Origin of the sequence: Mesorhizobium sp. M0522, from assembly GCF_040321085.1 — a bacterium.
Lineage (GTDB): Bacteria > Pseudomonadota > Alphaproteobacteria > Rhizobiales > Rhizobiaceae > Mesorhizobium.
On the sequence record NZ_JAMYQW010000026.1, the window covers coordinates 61,942 to 78,739 of the forward strand.

At 62.1% G+C, this 16,798-nt stretch carries 16 protein-coding genes; 7 read left to right on the forward strand and 9 right to left on the reverse strand.

Features of this window, described 5'->3' with window-relative positions; translation table 11 throughout:
* The first annotated feature begins 56 nt into the window (after positions 1-56).
* From prfB to NKI58_RS24280, 4 genes are all read left to right on the forward strand, one after another.
* A protein-coding gene (gene prfB, locus NKI58_RS24265) for a peptide chain release factor 2 (protein ID WP_156937454.1) occupies positions 57-1,188 on the forward strand; the annotation gives its coding sequence in 2 pieces (ribosomal slippage) (positions 57-122 and positions 124-1,188; 1,131 coding nt in all).
* A 473-nt stretch (positions 1,189-1,661) separates the two neighbouring features.
* Positions 1,662-2,048, forward strand: coding sequence for a hypothetical protein (locus NKI58_RS24270; RefSeq protein WP_031212810.1), 387 nt, complete (start codon positions 1,662-1,664; stop codon positions 2,046-2,048).
* A 177-nt stretch (positions 2,049-2,225) separates the two neighbouring features.
* Positions 2,226-2,594: a GFA family protein gene (locus NKI58_RS24275; RefSeq protein WP_023679923.1), complete on the forward strand. Its 369-nt coding sequence runs from the start codon at positions 2,226-2,228 to the stop codon at positions 2,592-2,594.
* Between the two features lie 174 nt (positions 2,595-2,768).
* Complete coding sequence (locus NKI58_RS24280; RefSeq protein ID WP_023679922.1) at positions 2,769-3,416, forward strand: YiaD family glycine zipper/OmpA-like lipoprotein; 648 nt, start codon at positions 2,769-2,771, stop codon at positions 3,414-3,416.
* Positions 3,417-3,506: 90 nt separating this feature from the next.
* Here the strand turns inward: NKI58_RS24280 and NKI58_RS24285 are convergent, their stop codons facing one another.
* Both NKI58_RS24285 and NKI58_RS24290 read right to left on the reverse strand, forming a co-directional pair.
* Positions 3,507-3,779: a DUF2798 domain-containing protein gene (locus tag NKI58_RS24285; protein ID WP_023679921.1), complete on the reverse strand. Its 273-nt coding sequence runs from the start codon at positions 3,777-3,779 to the stop codon at positions 3,507-3,509.
* Between the two features lie 48 nt (positions 3,780-3,827).
* Entirely contained in the window at positions 3,828-4,712 is an 885-nt protein-coding gene (locus NKI58_RS24290) for an NmrA/HSCARG family protein (RefSeq protein ID WP_352787403.1), read from the reverse strand.
* A 120-nt stretch (positions 4,713-4,832) separates the two neighbouring features.
* On the opposite strand from NKI58_RS24290, the gene NKI58_RS24295 reads away from it, so the two are divergent.
* The gene (locus tag NKI58_RS24295; RefSeq protein ID WP_352787406.1) at positions 4,833-5,726 is read left to right on the forward strand and encodes a LysR family transcriptional regulator; all 894 of its coding nucleotides are present in this window, start codon (positions 4,833-4,835) and stop codon (positions 5,724-5,726) included.
* A gap of 466 nt (positions 5,727-6,192) precedes the next feature.
* Positions 6,193-8,187 (forward strand): BTAD domain-containing putative transcriptional regulator, encoded by a 1,995-nt coding sequence (locus tag NKI58_RS24300; RefSeq protein WP_352787409.1) that lies wholly within the window; start codon positions 6,193-6,195, stop codon positions 8,185-8,187.
* Positions 8,188-8,268: 81 nt separating this feature from the next.
* On the opposite strand, the gene NKI58_RS24305 is transcribed toward NKI58_RS24300, so the two are convergent.
* Positions 8,269-9,870 (reverse strand): DEAD/DEAH box helicase, encoded by a 1,602-nt coding sequence (locus tag NKI58_RS24305; RefSeq protein WP_352787412.1) that lies wholly within the window; start codon positions 9,868-9,870, stop codon positions 8,269-8,271.
* A 347-nt stretch (positions 9,871-10,217) separates the two neighbouring features.
* Here NKI58_RS24305 and NKI58_RS24310 point away from each other — a divergent pair, with 347 nt between their 5' ends.
* On the forward strand, positions 10,218-10,871 hold the full coding sequence (locus tag NKI58_RS24310) for an outer membrane protein (RefSeq protein ID WP_352787415.1): 654 nt from the start codon (positions 10,218-10,220) through the stop codon (positions 10,869-10,871).
* Between the two features lie 83 nt (positions 10,872-10,954).
* On the opposite strand, the gene NKI58_RS24315 is transcribed toward NKI58_RS24310, so the two are convergent.
* The 6 genes from NKI58_RS24315 to NKI58_RS24340 form a co-directional block, all read right to left on the reverse strand.
* Positions 10,955-11,728 (reverse strand): NAD kinase, encoded by a 774-nt coding sequence (locus NKI58_RS24315; RefSeq protein WP_023679915.1) that lies wholly within the window; start codon positions 11,726-11,728, stop codon positions 10,955-10,957.
* A gap of 461 nt (positions 11,729-12,189) precedes the next feature.
* Positions 12,190-12,951, reverse strand: coding sequence for an MBL fold metallo-hydrolase (locus NKI58_RS24320; RefSeq protein ID WP_352787417.1), 762 nt, complete (start codon positions 12,949-12,951; stop codon positions 12,190-12,192).
* Positions 12,952-12,953: 2 nt separating this feature from the next.
* The gene (locus NKI58_RS24325; protein WP_352787419.1) at positions 12,954-14,018 is read right to left on the reverse strand and encodes an ABC transporter ATP-binding protein; all 1,065 of its coding nucleotides are present in this window, start codon (positions 14,016-14,018) and stop codon (positions 12,954-12,956) included.
* Positions 14,015-14,797 (reverse strand): ABC transporter permease, encoded by a 783-nt coding sequence (locus tag NKI58_RS24330; protein WP_352755283.1) that lies wholly within the window; start codon positions 14,795-14,797, stop codon positions 14,015-14,017. Before NKI58_RS24330 ends, NKI58_RS24325 begins: the two co-directional genes overlap by 4 nt.
* A gap of 2 nt (positions 14,798-14,799) precedes the next feature.
* Positions 14,800-15,642, reverse strand: a complete 843-nt coding sequence (locus NKI58_RS24335) for an ABC transporter permease (protein ID WP_352724704.1) — start codon at positions 15,640-15,642, stop codon at positions 14,800-14,802.
* 13 nt (positions 15,643-15,655) lie between these two features.
* Positions 15,656-16,762 carry a polyamine ABC transporter substrate-binding protein gene (locus tag NKI58_RS24340; RefSeq protein ID WP_352724703.1) on the reverse strand — a complete coding sequence of 369 codons (1,107 nt, stop codon included), beginning with the start codon at positions 16,760-16,762 and terminating at the stop codon, positions 15,656-15,658.
* Positions 16,763-16,798: the final 36 nt, after the last annotated feature.

Here is a 16,798-nt window from a genome sequence, read left to right on the forward strand (position 1 = left end):
TCCCTATGTATCGCGCCATCAAGCCGCCATTTAGCAACAGGACAGAACAGCCAGCCATGCGCGCGGAAACGCAAAATATTGTCGACGAGATCAGGCAGGCGATAACCCTGCTGAGGAGGCATCTTTGACTGGGATCAAGCCATAAAGCGGCTTGAGTACCTGAATGTCCGTGCCGAGGATTCGAGCCTCTGGAACGAGCCGCTGGAAGCGCAAAAGCTGATGCGCGAGCGTCAGGGCCTCGAGGAAGGTATTGCCGCGGTCAAAGGCCTCACCCAGGCCCTGGAAGACAATATCGGCCTGATCGAGCTTGGCGAGGAAGAGGGCGACGAGGGCGTAATCGCGGAGGCCGAAGCGGCGATCCGCTCGATGCGCGGCGAGGCCAAGGCGCGCCAGATCGAAACGCTGCTGTCGGGCGAGGCTGACGCCAACGATAGCTATCTGGAAGTCCATGCTGGCGCCGGCGGCACCGAAAGCCAGGACTGGGCCTCGATGCTTCTGCGCATGTATACGCGCTGGGCCGAGCGCCGCCGCTTCAAGGTCGAAGTGCTGGAAGTACATGACGGTGAAGAAGCCGGCATCAAGTCCGCCACGCTGCTGATCAAGGGCCACAACGCCTACGGCTGGCTGAAGACGGAATCCGGCGTGCATCGTCTCGTGCGGATTTCGCCCTATGACAGCAATGCGCGCCGCCACACCTCCTTCGCCAGCGTCTGGGTCTATCCCGTCATCGACGATACGATCGACATCGACGTTTCCGAATCCGACGTCCGTATCGACACGTATCGGTCGTCGGGATCGGGCGGCCAGCACGTCAACACCACCGATTCGGCCGTGCGCATAACCCATCTCGCCACCGGCATCGCGGTTGCCTGCCAGGCCGAGCGCTCCCAGCACAAGAACAAGGCCAAGGCCTGGGAAATGCTGCGCTCGCGGCTTTACGAGGAAGAGCTGAAGAAGCGCGAAGCGGTGGCGGACGCCACGGAAGCGTCGAAGAGCGATATCGGCTGGGGCCACCAGATACGGTCCTACGTGCTGCAGCCCTATCAGTTGGTGAAAGATCTGCGCACCGGTGTCGAGAGCACCAGCCCGTCGAGCGTGCTCGACGGCGACCTCGATGATTTCATGGAAGCCTCGCTGTCGCAGCGGATCGAGGGTGGCGCCGGCGAAACGGTGGCCGATATCGACTGAGGCCGCCGGGCACCAATCCGGCAGGAATGTGGGTTCATCACGCGAGAGTTACGGCCATCGTGCGAGAGTGACGAGCTCTCAATTTGCACCTACCTGTCGTTCTACAACTTTGTTTTTCGTAGAGTTTTTCAAAATCGATTTCCGCTTTTGACGCGGATGCCTCGGGCCTGCCGGTGCCAAGCCTGGAACCAGCGCGAGCCAAATCCCGTTATTGGCGATCCCTCTGCCGGGGGTCGACGAGGTTCGTCAACCAGGGCGGCAGGTTGGTTCCGGCTGCAGAGGTCGGCGTTCGATTGCGACAGCAATTCCTTGCGCCAACCAAGGAATCAGCCCAGCATTCATGCGCTGGGGAGGAAAAAAGCATTTATGGCCGGACGCGGCGTATCTGCGACCTGACGATCCGGCCACTGGGAAGACACGTTCCGGGAACGGGCAAGCGAAATGCTTGACAACCGTTGATAGGAACTGCGCTCATGCCTGCTCTCACAACCAGACCGGCCCCAGTCGCCCGCACGGCGCGCCGACTCCTGAATTCACTTGTCGCGGCAGTGGTTTTGATTGCTGCCGCCATTCCATTTGCGGCGCCTGCTCTGGCGCATGATGCCAAGCCGACCGCGGCAATGCCGCAAGGCTGGAGCTATCCGTTCTCCTGCTGCTCGGGCTATGATTGCCGCGAGGTCTCTCAGACATCGATCAGCGAACGTCCCGAGGGCTATGTCATCAAAGGAACCGGGGAAGTCGTGGCCTATAGCGACAAGCGGATCAAGAATTCGCCCGACGGCGAATATCATTGGTGCTCCGTTGCCGGTGCCAATGACGGAAAGACCATCTGCCTGTTCGTGCCCCCATCGTCCTACTAGCGCATGACGCCCAAAAGCTTGCCCACGGGCTGACCCGAGCGTGTGCAGCGGTTTTGGATCGATGGGCCTTCGATCTGTGCATCGCAGGCTCACAGGTCTGCTGACCGGCAGTTGTCAGGAGCGTTTCTTTATGCTGCCTTTGCCGTACGGGGCGGCGGCATTGTGAGGGACCAATTCATGACCATCAAGGCAAGCTGCCACTGCAAGGCGACGACGTTCGAGGTTTCGCAAGCGCCGCAGACAGTGACGCGATGCACCTGTTCCTTCTGTTCGAAACGCGGTTCGTTGTGGGCCTATTACACCCCATCGCAATTCAGACTCACCAGCCCGCCGGAGAATGTTTCGTTCTACCAGTGGGGATCGAAAACCATAAAACACGGTTTTTGCGCCACCTGCGGCTGCGGCACCTTCACCGAGACGCCGGACTGGTCGACAGGCGAGCCGAATTTCGACAATCCGAAGATCAGCGTGAACTCGCGGCTGTTCGACGATTTCGATCTCGACAAGGTCGAAGTGGTGGTCATCGACGGCAAGAATCTCTGGTAGCCGATCGAATTGGGGTGGTCGCGCGAGCCGCTGCAGGCGTGTGGAATTGAGCCGGGGAAAGCCGCGGCAACGGCTTTTGCTGGTCCGTTTTTCGCCGCATTTCATGGTACAAGTCGCTGGAAGGGCTGATGCGGTGCGCCGTTGCGCGACCGTGGAATGGAGAGGGACCACCATATGAAAAAGATTGTGCTCGCCGTCGTGGCGACGGCTGTGCTCGTGAGCGCATGCACCACCGATCCCTACACCGGGGAACAGAAGGTTTCCAACACCGCTGCCGGCGCCGGTCTCGGTGCTTTGGCGGGTGCCGGGCTCGGCATGCTTGCCGGCGGTAACGACCGCCGCAACGCGCTGATCGGCGCGGGCATCGGCGCGCTTGCCGGCGGTGCCATCGGTGCCACCATGGACCAGAACGAGGCCGAACTGCGCCGACAGCTTCAGGGCACCGGCGTCAGCGTCACCCGCACCGGCGACCAGATCATCCTCAATATGCCGTCCGACATCACCTTCAACGTCGACCAGGACGCGGTGAAGGCCGGTTTCTATCCGGTGCTGAATTCGGTTGCCCTTGTGCTGAAAAAGTTCCGGCAGACCACCGTCGACGTGTTCGGCCACACCGACTCGACCGGCGGCGACGAGCACAATTTCGACCTGTCGCAGCGCCGTGCTTTGGCGGTCGCCAACTATCTGTCCGGACAGGGCGTCGATTCCCGCCGCTTCGCCGTCACCGGCTTCGGCAAGACGCGTCCGATCGCCTCCAATGCGACGGCTGCCGGCCGGGCTCAGAACCGCCGCGTCGAGATCCAGCTGTCGCCGCTCACCTGAGGCAAGCACATGAACCGAGAGCGGCCCCGCAAGGGGCCGCTCTAATGGTTATGCCGGACCACCGGCCGCCGGCGCCCTTCGTTCGCGATATCAGGACCGGGCCGGCTGATCGACAATTGCGGCAACGATCCGGCGCACGATCGGAAGCACAATCAGCAGGCTGGGAAACGCAACAAGCCATGAAGCGCCCCACGCATAGCTCCAGGCCGCTATAAACCCGTTCGTCCAGCCTGCGCCGATTGCCGTCGAAACCGCCGAGACAATCGAGGACATCAGAATCGAAAGAACCAACGGCATCACCACCGCGCCGTAGGAGGGCGGCAGCTTTCTCAACTTGAAGGCTCGGTCCGGTGATGCTTGCATCGAAATCTCCTAATAAAAAAATATGCGTAGGCGCTATTGTGAGGACGATCAGGCGGCATATGCCGTCTGCAGCGCCAATTCCCGAATGAAGCTTCGCAGCGAACGCGGCTCGCGGCCAAGCACGGCACGCAACGTCAGGCTGTTCCCGCCGAGGCCGTATTTGGCGTAGTGGCTGTGTACTTTGGCCAGCATCTGCAACTGCCGGTCCGTATAGGGAAGGCGGGCCTTCGCCGCCCAGTCCTGAAATGTCGGCTCGCCCGCCGAAACCGGCCGGCCAAGCGCTTCGCTCATCATGGCGACGACCTCTTCGCGGCTGTGCATACCGTCGGCGCACAGCTCGAGGGTCGCATAGGACAAACGCGCTTCGGTCAGTGCGATTGCCGCAACTTCAGCCACATCGCGATAGTCGACGCGGGCGAGCTTCGCCGTCCTTGGAAACGGCTCGGCGAAAACGCCGTGCTCGACGACGGACGGCCAGGCCGCCGCGATATTTTGCATGAAATTGGCCGGGTGCAGAATGGTGTACTCCATGTTCGTCGAATAGAGGGCAGCTTCAACGGGTACCTTGCTTGCATGGTTTTCCAGCCTCGTATTGGTCGGCTGGATCACCGACGAAAAGACGAACTTTCGAACGCCTGCTCGCGCCGCCGCCTCAACCATGGCAACCCCCATGGCGGCTTCGTCGGGAGCAAAGGCCGGTCCGATGTGAAAGACACCGTCGACACCTTCCACGGCCTGCTCAAGGCTCCGATGGTCGCGCAGATCTCCGATCGCGATCTCGGATGCACCGGCTTTCTGGGCTTTTTCGGCACTCGCGGCGTCACGAACAAGCGACCGAATCCTGGCATTGCGGCGGACGAGTTCAGGCACCACCAAACCGGCAACGCGGCCTGCGGCGCCTACGATCAGGACCGTTGGACTGGGTGTTCGCATGACGATCTCCTTCCCTCAAGTCTGCCTTTCGGCCTATGCAGGGAAGATAAAATCTAGCGAACTGCGTTACAATTGATCGATTTTGCGATAGTTTCTCCCGATTTTCGGGAGAAAGGAGCGATGAGCCGGATAGATGATTTCGAGGCCTTCATTGCCATTGTCGAGCACGGCAGCCTGACGGCTGCCGCACGCCGGCTGAACCGCTCACTGCAGTCGGTCAGTCGGTCCTTGGCGACATTGGAGGAATCCATCGGGGTCGAGCTTCTGCACAGGACGACACGCCGCTCGACGCCGAGCGAAGCCGGAGCGGCTTTTTTCCAGCGCATCAAACCCGCCGTCGAGGAAATTAACGAAGCCAGGCTTCAGGCGGCCAACCGACGGTCGGAGCCGTCGGGCATCCTGCGTGTGAGTGCCCCGGTTCTGTTCGGCCCGGATTTCCTGATGCCGGTCATCGCCGACTGTATGCGGACATATCCCCGCGTCGAGGTTGACCTCCAGCTTTCCGATGAATTTGTCGATCTTGATGCCGAGGGTCTCGATTTGGCGGTCCGGATCGGCAATTTGCCGAATTCCAATTTACGTGCGAAGCGGCTGGGGGCGTTGCGGCGCGTCGTGTTCGGCGCACCTGCCTACTTCCAGCAACGCGGCCGACCGGCCCATCCGCTTGAATTGCGTGAGCACGATTGCATCGTACGAACTGTCGACGGCCGCCCGGGCGAATGGATGTTTCAGATTGAAGGCAAGCCCCGGTCGGTGAAGGTCGCGGGCACTTTCCGGTCGAATTTGATGATATCCATCTATGCAGCCGCGGTTCACGGATTGGGTCTGGGCTACTCGCCGCTTTGGCAGATAAAACACCTGGTGGACGACGGCCGCCTGGAACTGGTTCTGACCGAATTCGAGCCTGTGCCGGTGCCGATACACGCCGTGTGGCCGGAAGGCAGATCATCCTCCGCCAAAGTTCGCGCTTTTCTGGACCTGCTGGCATCCCGCCTGGAGCTCAAGAACCTTTAGGGCGCAAAACTAATCTGAGCGCCGATCTTACCTCATCGACATCAAGTTCGTGATCAGAACTGCCTTGGCGGCGTTGACCACGGGTTGATGGACCTCCGAATGACCGATGTCATTCAGCTGATCGGTCGTCAAATTTGCCAATGCCCTGCGTCTTGCGACGGTCCGCCGCCACCCCGTGAAGGCAGTGATCATCATTGCTGCGCTTTTCAGGCCAGACCCAAGCCAGCGGCGTTTGGACGCGCTGCTGCCGGCGCGAGTTCCCGTGTGAGCCATTTCTTAGTCTCCCGTTTCGAGTTTGCGGGTGGGAGCGTGCCACGCAGGTGTTTTCGGGCTGTTCGGCTGTGCGTGAACAATTGGGAGGAGTCCGACGATCCGCCGTTAAATCGGTGTTAAATCAATCTACCGAGATGCTATTCTGTCGCTGCGGTCAAAGTCTGGAGACGATTTGTGCGCATCCGGTTGCTTGGTGGGCCTGGAGGTTACTTCCCCGGAGCACCGGCCCGTCCGGTTCGCCACACGCAAGACTTCGCTTCTTTTTGCTGCTCTGGTTCTCGCAGGCCGCCGCGGCCATCGTCGCGAGCAGCTTTCCGAAGCCTTTTGGCCGGGGCGAAGCAATGGGCAAGCCCGCAATAGTCTGCGGCAAGCGCTTGTCGACATCAGGCGCTCGTTCCCGGCCAGCTTGGATGCCACCGTCTACATCGATGGGGATCAGGAGACCGTCGTGCTGATTGCCGGTCCGGATGAGGCGGACATCTCGGTGTTCGACCGGAAATTAGAGGAGGGCCGGACCACCGATCTCGCCTTCGCAGCCGATCTCTATCGCGGTGAGCTGCTTGCCGGGCAAACGATTCCTGACGAACTGGACGAGTGGTTTGGACCGTATCTGAGCAAGTATCAGCGCAAGGCGCTGCAGTTGGTCGATCGGCTGAGCCTGGCGCTGCCCGCACCCGGCTCAGCGGAAGAGACGGCCTGCGAAGGGCTCGCGGAGAGATTGCTCGCCTCGGATCCGACGGCGGAGGCAGCCCATCGGGCGCTTATCCGCATCCACGCTCATCGAGGTCACGAAAACGCGGCCTTGCGCCAGGTCGAGCTGTGTCGGGCAGCTTTAAAAAAACATCTGAATGCGGACCCAGAGGAGCAGACAAGCTCACTTGCGGCTTCCCTGCAGTCCCGTGAAAGAACTGAACGTCAGCGGCCTGAGCCAAGCTCTGCCGCCGCATCACTGGCGCAGGTTCTGGCGGCCCCGACGAGGCGCGACGACCAGCCGTCGATTGCGGTGCTGCCGTTTCAGAATCTAAGCGGTGATGTGGAGCAGGAATATTTCGCCGACGGCATGGTGGAAGACATTGTCACCGCCTTGGCTCACTTTCGTCACCTGTTCGTGGTCGCACGGAATTCGAGCTTCACCTACAGGGGACGGTCCATAGACATAAAGCAGGTCGGGCGTGAGCTGGGCGTGCGCTATGTGGTCGAGGGAAGTGTTCGCCGGGCGGGCGACCGCCTGCGCATCGCCGGGCAGCTCATCGACACCTCGACGGGGGCCTATCTCTGGGCCGACCGTTTTGATGGAACGCTCGCCGAAGTTTTCAGTCTGCAGGACCAGGTCGCCTCGAGCATCGTCGGCGCAATCACACCGAAAATGGAGGAGGCTGAGATCGAGCGTGCCAAACGCAAACCGACAGAAAGCCTCGATGCTTATGACTACTATCTCCGCGGGCTGGCGGCCTTTGACCGAACGATCACTAGTAGATCGGCGATTGACGACGCCTTGCGCCTCTTCATGAAGGCGATCGACCGTGACCCGGAGTTCGCGATAGCCCATGCGCGGGCGGCGCGGTGCTACGCTACCCGAAAAAGCAACGGCTGGATGGTCGACCGTGCAGAAGAGATTGCCGAAGCTACTCGACTGGCCAGGAGAGCGGTCGAACTCGGAAGGGACGATGCAATTGCGCTTTCCTACGGTGGATACGTCCTCGGCTACGTAGGCGGCGACCTTGATGATAGTGCGGCTTGCATCGATCGCGCGCTCGCTCTCAACCCGAACTTGGCCGCTGCTTTGGGCGTCAGCAGCTGGGTGAGGGCTTGCTTGGGCGAGCCAGGCAAGGCCATCGAGCACGCCGCGCTTGCCATGCGCCTAAGCCCATTGGATCCACGCCTGTTCGCTTGGCAGTTCAACACCGGGCTCGCTCATTTTTGTGCAGGCCACTACGATGACGCCGTCGCTTGGGCGGGAAAGTCGCTGCGGCACCAGCCGAACTACGTGAGCGCGATGCGTGTAGTGGCGGCGGGTCATGCCCTTGCGGGGCGCCTAACGGAAGCGCAGCAAATGATGGCCCGGCTTTGCGAGTTCGATCCCTCGCTGCGGCTTTCGAATCTCGCCGAGGTGCTGCCGCCGTTTTATCGACCGGACGATCGCAGCAGATATATCGAAGGCCTTCGCAAGGCGGGCCTGCCGGACTAACCCCATCTCAGCGCGAAGCGAGGCTGTCTTATGCAGGTTTCGGTGCTTCGCGCGTCCGCAGGACGCACAAGCGCTGCAGCATCAGACCTTGGCGACGATCCGCATGAAGGCCGGCATGTCGTCGCCGAAGCCGACGGTCGCGTCATTGTCTTCCTGTCGCTGGCGGGCAGGGCGCTCGCGCTGCGGCCTGGTGTCGCCGCGTTCGGGCGCGCGCCTTTCGTTGCGATCCGGCGAAGCCTTCCGTTCAGGTGAAGCCTGGCGTTCGCTGTTTTCCGACCGGATCGCCTCTTTGCGGGTACGCCGCTCGTCGATGTCGGCGACGGTGGCTTCGGCCACGACTGGCTGTTCCTCGCTAACCGCTTCCGGCGCCGCTTCCTCGCTGCGCTTGACGTGGCGTTCACGCGGTTTGCGCTCGCCCCTGTCCTTGGCGTCGGCGTCGTCCTTGCGGCCGGCACGGCGTGGCGCACCGCGGCCACGGCGCGGGGCCTCATCCTCGCCGCCTTCGCTGGCAACGACCGTCGACAAATCGCCGTCATGCCACTCGATCTTCGTGCCGATCAGCCGCTCGATGGCGTCGATGTATTTGGTGTCCGACTTGGTCGCGATGGTGAAGGATTTGCCCGAGCGCCCGGCGCGGCCGGTACGGCCGATGCGGTGGACGTAATCCTCCGCGTGGATCGGCACGTCGTAATTGAAGACATGGCTGACATCGGGAATGTCGAGGCCGCGCGCCGCGACATCCGAAGCAACGAGGTAGCGCAGCTTGCCGTCACGGAAATTGGCCAGCATCTGCATGCGCGCGCGCTGGTCCATGTCGCCGTGCAGAGCGCCGGCGTCGAAATCATATTTCAGCAGCGAGCGGAACAGCTCCGATACCTCGATCTTGCGGTTGCAGAAGATGATGGCGTTCTTCAGCTCGGCATCCTCGGCTTTCATCAGATTGCGCAGCGTCTCGCGCTTGTCCCAGGGTTTCGGGCCGGATTTCACCAGCCGCTGGGTGATGTTGGTGGCGGCCGATGCTGCCTTCGACACTTCGACGCGCACCGGTGCGTGCAGGAATTTCTCGGTGAGCTTGGTGATTTCCGGCGGCATCGTCGCCGAGAAGAACAGCGTCTGCCTGGTGAACGGGATCATCTCGCAGATACGCTCGATGTCGGGGATGAAGCCCATGTCGAGCATGCGGTCGGCCTCGTCGATGACGAGGATCTCGACGCCGTTGAGCAGGAGCTTGCCGCGCTCGCGATGGTCGAGCAGGCGGCCGGGGGTCGCGATCAGCACATCGGCGCCGCGCTCGAGCTTCTTGTCCTGCTCGTCGAAGGACACGCCGCCGATCAGCAGTGCGATGTTGAGCTTGTGGTTCTTGCCGTATTTGACGAAGTTTTCCTCGACCTGCGCGGCGAGCTCGCGCGTCGGCTCGAGGATCAGCGTGCGCGGCATGCGGGCGCGGGCGCGGCCCTTTTCCAGCCGGGTGAGCATCGGCAGGACGAAGGACGCCGTCTTGCCGGTGCCGGTCTGGGCTATGCCCAGCACGTCCTTGCCGAGCAAGGCGTGAGGGATGGCGCCAGCCTGGATCGGCGTCGGCTCGGTGTAGCCGGCATCGGTAACTGCGGAAAGGACCTTCGGCGACAGGCCGAGGTCTGCGAAGGTCAACGCTTCTTGAGCGATCTGGGTGTCTGAGGACAAGTTTGGCTGTCTTTGGCTGGTTCGGGGGCGCAACATATGCAGTCGCGGCAAGCGCCGCGCGCCTGCAAGATTGGTATTGCAGGTAGGCGCAAGCCCACGATTTGTCAACACAAACGGGCGGCATTGGCGCGATTGTGAAGCCGTAACCTTAATCGCGATGGTTACCGCTCGTCGATGGCCCGCTCTTCAGCAAGGCGACATTCTCGCACCAGCGCAGGTGTTGCAGATCAGCAACGCCAGGGTGCATTCATTCTGACCGCACGCGAAAGTGTCATTTGAGATTTGAAATAACTCAGAAAACTAGCCACAAATGATTCATCCATTTTCTTGGCTGAGGGGGCCATATTATGAAGAAAGTTTTTCTCTCCGCTGCGTTTCTGGCAGCGGCCTTGACTCCGGCGATCGCGGCCGATGTCGTGGAATTGCCGGTCGCATCAACGTATAACTGGACGGGCCTCTATCTAGGCGCACATGTCGGCGGTGGCAGCAGCAAAGTAGACTGGGAATATACTGTTGGCGGGACGGCTGATCATGATGGCAGCGGCGCCCTGGGCGGCGTCCAGGCCGGTTACAATTTCCAGAGCGGAAATATAGTCTATGGCGTCGAGGCGGACATCTCGGCCGCCCACATCGATGGCGGCACGGCCTGTCCGAACCCCACCTTCTCTTGCGATTCCGATGTAAAGATGCTCGGATCGCTGCGTGGCCGAATTGGCTATGCGATGGATAGGCTGCTGATCTACGGTACCGGCGGTCTCGGCTTCGGCAGGGTTGAGATTAGCACAAGCGGTCCGATCGGGACCAACGGCACCTCGAAAACCAGAGCAGGCTGGACCCTGGGCGCGGGCCTGGAATATGCCTTTACCGATCACTGGTCGCTCAAGGGCGAATACAAATATTTCGATCTGGGCAAGGGCGATTATACAGTCGACACCGGCCTGAATGTCGAAGCAAAGGTCCGCATACACACCGGAGTCATCGGCTTGAATTACAAGTTCTAATCGCAACGATCGGCGGCCGCAACAGTCTTGTGTTGTCAAATAGGAACCCGGCCTCGTGCCGGGTTTTTATTTGCACGGTCTGTTCAATACCTGAACTGTTCGGCGAGAATGCGCTCGTTCCACGAATGGTTGGGATCGAACAGCAGCGTCGCCGTTGCCGTCGGCGATTCCCTCACTGTGACCGTCGTCACCGCCTTGACCTCGGTGTGGTCGGCGGCCGCATTCACCGGCCGCTTTTCCGGCTCCAGAATGTCGAAACGCACGATCGCCTTGTTGGAGAGCAGCGCGCCGCGCCAGCGGCGCGGACGAAACGGGCTGACCGGGGTCAGCGCCAGCAGCGGAGCGTCGAGCGGCAGGATCGGCCCGTGCGCCGACAGATTATACGCGGTCGAGCCGGCCGGCGTCGCAATCATCACGCCGTCGCAGTGCAATTCCTCCAGCCGCTCTTGCCCATCCACGGTGATGCGGATCTTGGCCGTCTGGTACGACTGGCGCCAAAGCGCGACCTCGTTGATCGCGAGCGCCGAAATCGTCTCGCCTTCGGCCGTCACCGCCTGCATCTCCAGCGGACGGATCGTTTCGGCAACGGCCGCCGCGATGCGCCCGGTCAAGCCGCTGGCGCGGTATTCGTTCATCAGGAAACCGATGGTGCCACGGTTCATGCCGTAGACCTTCTTTCCCGTGCTCATCGTCTCGCGCAGGGTCTGCAGCAGAAAGCCGTCGCCACCGAGCGCCACGACGATCCCGGCCTCCTCGACGGATGCCTGGCCGTAGCGTGCCGAAAGGCTTTCCAACGCTGCATTGGCGTCGGCTGTACCGGATGAGACGAAGGCGAAACGGCTGGCGGTTTTGCTCATGGCTCTCAACGACAACCGATTGGCGACGACCGTCTGGCGACCGATTGGCGGCGACCGGTTGCTGGGCCGCGCCAGCGCCGGGTTAGCATGGGTGGGCATTTCTGCAAAGGGAGGGAGGTGCCTGGAGATGGCGACCAAACAAGCCGCACTCGCGCATCATGTCGGAGGACAAAATGATGTGATGGTTAAGACTCGCCTTAAACTCTCGTAAAGCCATATCGATCATGTTAGCCGGCAGCGGACGGGCGGCGTGGGGGCTAACCAGTCGAGGCCGATCTATTGCCGCTGGCACGCTTGATTATTGTCTTCCTGATGCTGGCAAGTTTTGCCCTGGCTTTCGCGGAACTGGTGCGCCAGTCGGAGGAAAAGAGCTTTAGACCCGAGCCCACGGCCTCACGCTGCGGCGACGCGGCGGGGACACCCTGTCCGCAAAGGGCGCTTTGACGCCACAGCGCCAGTGCTTATCGGGCTTGCAACAGATGGCAGCCGGCCTGGCGCTTTTGCGCGAGATACTCGTCGACAAGCTGGCGATAGCGGACTTTGCCGAAGCTCGGGAAATGGCCGCCATGCACGACCGAGACAGCGAGATCGCGCATGCGCAGCAGCGTTTCGACATAGTCGTCGATATTGGAGTGATAGACGTCGTCGATCAGCGGGCCGTCATAGACGATGTCGCCGGAAAACAGGATGCCTGTCCTGTTTTCGTAGAGCGCAATGCCCCCGGGTGAATGACCGGGCGTGTGGATCACCTCGAAGGCACGGTCGCCGAGATCGAGGATATCGCCTTGCTCGAGCAATCGGCCGGCTGGTGCGGGCAGGATCCGGTAGCGCTTCGTGTCCCAGCCTCGCGGCATGCCGTCGAACATCTCGTCGGTGGCATAGCGGTCGGCAACCGTCCATTCGTTGCGCGGGTCGGCGAGGATCCCGGCCTCGGCCGGGTGCACGCAGCGGTCGGGGAATTCGTGATGGCAGCCGATATGGTCGAAATGCGTGTGGCTGGCCACGCAGGTGAGCTTGCGCTCCGTGACCAGCGGCACGTGGCGGCGCAGGCTGAAATGGCCAAGGCCGGTGTCGAACAGAAGATCGCGGTCGCGGCCGCGCACGTGCCAGATGTTGCAGCGGAAGAACGGCTTGATCCACGGCTCGTGGATCAGCGTCACGCCATCGCCCATGCGGATGGTTTCGTACCAGTGGCCGGCGTCGATGGTTGGAAGCGTGCTCATGTTCAGTCCGCAAGCAGGATGATGTCGCCAGCATCGCACGATACCGCGACCACGTCGCCCGGCTGGACGGCCGATGCCGAGGGAACCTTGGCGATGAAGTGCAGCGCCGGGTCGGTCGTGGAGGTCCCCAGCACACGCTTGAAGCTGCCCTGGAAGACGACGTCGCTGACCTTGGCCGTACCGAGCGCCACAGCACCGCCGGCAGCGCCGAGGACAAGATGCTCCGGGCGGACGGCCAGCGCAACGGTCGAGCCGACCGGCAATGTGCCGGGCAGCGAGAGCGGCCCAAGCTTCGTGGTGACGGTGATTTTGGCGCTCTTTGCCTCGGTCACCGTTCCCGATAACAGCGTGCTTTCGCCCATGAAGGTCGCGGAAAAGCGCGTCGCCGGCCGTGCATAGACGCGCTCGGGTGGCCCTTCGTCCTCGATGCGCCCGTCATTCATCACCACGCAATGATCGGCCAGCGCCATCGCCTCTTCCTGGTCGTGGGTGACGTGGATGAAGGCGGTGCCGACGCGTTTCTGGATCGCCTTCAATTCATCCTGCATCTGCCGGCGCAATTTCAGGTCGAGCGCGCCGAGCGGCTCGTCGAGCAGGAGCACCGCCGGCTCGACCACCAGGGCGCGCGCCAGCGCCACGCGCTGCCGCTGACCGCCGGAAAGCTGGTGCGGCTTCTTGTCGAAGGCAGTGGCGAGCCCGACCAGCGCCAGCGCCTCGCGTGCCCTTGCTGCCCGGGTTGCGCCATCGACACCCCGCATGCGCAGGCCGAAGCCGACATTGCTGCCGACGCTCATATGCGGAAACAGCGCATAATCCTGGAACACGGTCGTCGTCGGCCGCTTCGCCGGTGGCACGGCAGTGCAGTCCTTGCCGCGGATCAGCACCTTGCCCTCGCTCGGCGTGACGAAGCCGCCGAGGATGGACAAAAGCGTCGTCTTGCCGGAGCCGGACGGCCCGAGCAGGATCGTGTAGCTGCCCGCCTCGATCGTCAGCGAGACGTTCTTCAGCACGGTATGCTGGCCGAAGCGATGCGAGACGGAGCTTATATCGACCAGTGGCGCGGTCATGCCGGCTTCCTCCGCAACAGCATCAGCTCGAACAATACCACCAGCACGATGGAGACGGCGAAGACCAGCGAGCCGACGGCGTTGGTCTTGGGATTGAGACCGGACCGGAGCAGGTTCCAGATCTCGACCGGCAGCGTCGTATCGAAGCGCGTCAACAGGAACGAAATGACGAATTCGTCCCAGGAGAAGGTCATCGACAGAAAGAAACCGGCGAAGATGGCCGGCGCCATGACAGGCACGGTGATCAGCAGCAGCACCTTCCATTCGGGGGCGCCGAGGTCGCGCGCGGCGCGCTCGATATTGATCTGGTGGTCGCCCATCTGGCTGTAGACGATGGCAAAGCAGAGCGGCAGGTTGATCACGACATGGCCGATGCCGGCGGCAATGAGCGACTTCGGCACGCCGGCCCAGTTGAACAGCACCAGCAGCCCCATGCCGATGATGAGATAGCTGACGGTCAGGGGCAAGGTGATCAGCCCGCGCATCAGGCCCGAGCCCGGCAAGGCGAAGCGCGCAAAACCCCAGGCGGAGAGAAAGCCAAGCGTGACGGCGGCAGCCGAGGAGACGACCGCCACCAGCAGCGAATTGACCAGAGCCGAAGTCAGCCGCGTGTCGGCGAGCACGGCCTCGTACCAGCGCAGCGAGGGCCCGGTGAAGGGCGGGATCGGAAACGAGGTTGCCTGCAGCGAAAACAGCACCAGAACGACGACCGGCAAGAAGATGAAGCCGTAGATGGCGAGGGCGTAAAGGCCGGAGACAAGGCGGATGAGAGCGCGCATGGTCAGGCCCGCTCGATCTTCAGCCAGCGGGCGCAGGCGAGATAGGCAATGGTGACCACCGCCATCAGGATGATCGACAGCGCCGAGGCGAGCGGAAAGTCGCCGCGCCGGCCGATCTGCATCATGACAAGTTGCGGCATCAAAAGCTCATTGTTGCCGCCGAGGATCTGCGGCGTGATGTAGTCGCCGATGCATAGCACGAAGGTGAGGAAGGCGCCGACCATGATGCCAGGCAGCGTCAGCGGCAGAACGACATGCAGGAAAGTCCGCAGCGACCCGGCGCCGAGGTCGGCGGCGGCCTTGCGGTAGCTGGGGCTGAGCTGCTTCAGATTGGCGAAGATCGTCAGCGTCAACAGCATGACGAAGAAATGCACAAAGCCGGTGATTGTGGCCAGCCGAGTATTGGCGAGCTGCAGCGGTTCACTGAACAGGCCGGAGCCGGTCAACGCGCGGTTGACGACGCCGTTTTGCGCCAGCACCAGCAGCCACGAATAGGAGCGCACGACATAGGAGGTCCAGAAGGGCAGCACCGCCAGCATCAGCGCCAGCCGCTGCCAGCGCTCCGGCACCTGCTCGGCCAGGATCCAGGCAAAGGGATAGGCAAGCAGCACCGAGATCACGGTGACGATCGCTGTGACCTGCAGCGAGTTCACCATCGCCTGCCAGTAGGACGGATTGGCAAAGAACTGGCTGTAGTTGGACAGCGTGAAGCCGCCGCCTTCATGTGCCGTCAGGCTGGATACCGCCATGGCGACGAAGGGCAGCACGAAGAACAGCAACGTCCAGCCGAGCGCCGGCGCGACCAGCGCCCAGGGCAGGGCACGCCCGCTGTTGACGGCGTTCACGACCGGCAGCCGGTCATTGCGCCTGCAGCATTTCGGTCCAGACGTCCTGCATCTTCTTGTCGAGATCCGCGTTCGGCGCCGGATAGGACTGGGCGCGGGCGAGGAATTCCGGCTGCTCGTCGAAGCGCAGGATATTCTTCTGCTCGTCGCTCAACGCCGCCTTGCTGCTGGCCGGCATGCCCCAATAGCAGGACGAGGTGGCGAGCCGCGCCTGGCCTTCGGGGCTCATAATGTACTGGATGAATTTAAGCGCCAGCTCCTTGTTCTTGGAATCCTTGAACATTGCCAGCGACTGCGACCACAGCACGGCGCCTTCCTTCGGGATAGAGAAGTCGAGGGCAGGGTTTTCCTTGGCCAGCCCCGCCGTCACCCATTCGCCGCCGCCGACCAGAATGTCGACCTCGCCGGTCGCCAGCGCCGTCTGGCTGGCGGTCACTTCGCCGACCAGCTTGGCGTTGGCCTTCATTTTGAGCAGCTCTTCCTTGATGGCGGGAAGGTCGGCTTCGGTCAGCTCGGCAGTCTTCTTGCCGATCGCCAGTGCGGCCATGCCGATGACAGGCAGGTAATAATCGTAGATGGCGATCTTGCCCTTGTATTTGTCGCCGGTCAGCGCGGCCATCGACTGCATGTCGGCCGGGTCGACCTTGGTCTTGTTGTAGCCGATCGTGTTGTAGCCGAACTTTTCGGTGATGCCGTAACGCTTGCCGTCGACGACGGTGGAGCTATCCATCTTCACCTGCGGAAAAAGGTCGACCAGCGGCAGCTTGTCTTCCGGTAGCGGCTCGAACAGGCCTTTTTCGACGCCGCGCGGTACGTCGATGCTGTCGATCACCATCACGTCCCAGTCGCCGGGCTGTGATTGATCGACGATGGCCAGGCCGGCGCCGGTGCCTTCGAACTCCTTGACATTGACCTTGACGCCGTTCGCCTCCTCGAACGGCTGCAACAGCGCCGGATCGGCGTGATCGCACCAGATCAGCGCGTTCAGGTCCTGCGCCTGAGCGAGGCTGCCAGCCGCCAGCAGCAGTGCTGCCGCGGCGCACGCGCCTTGGAGATGGCTCTTCAGAACGGAAAGCGGGTTCCTGGTAATTGGATTGGGGGTCTTCAGCTTGATGGGCATCGAGTGTTCTCCCTTGCCTTTTTGGCTTGTGGCAAA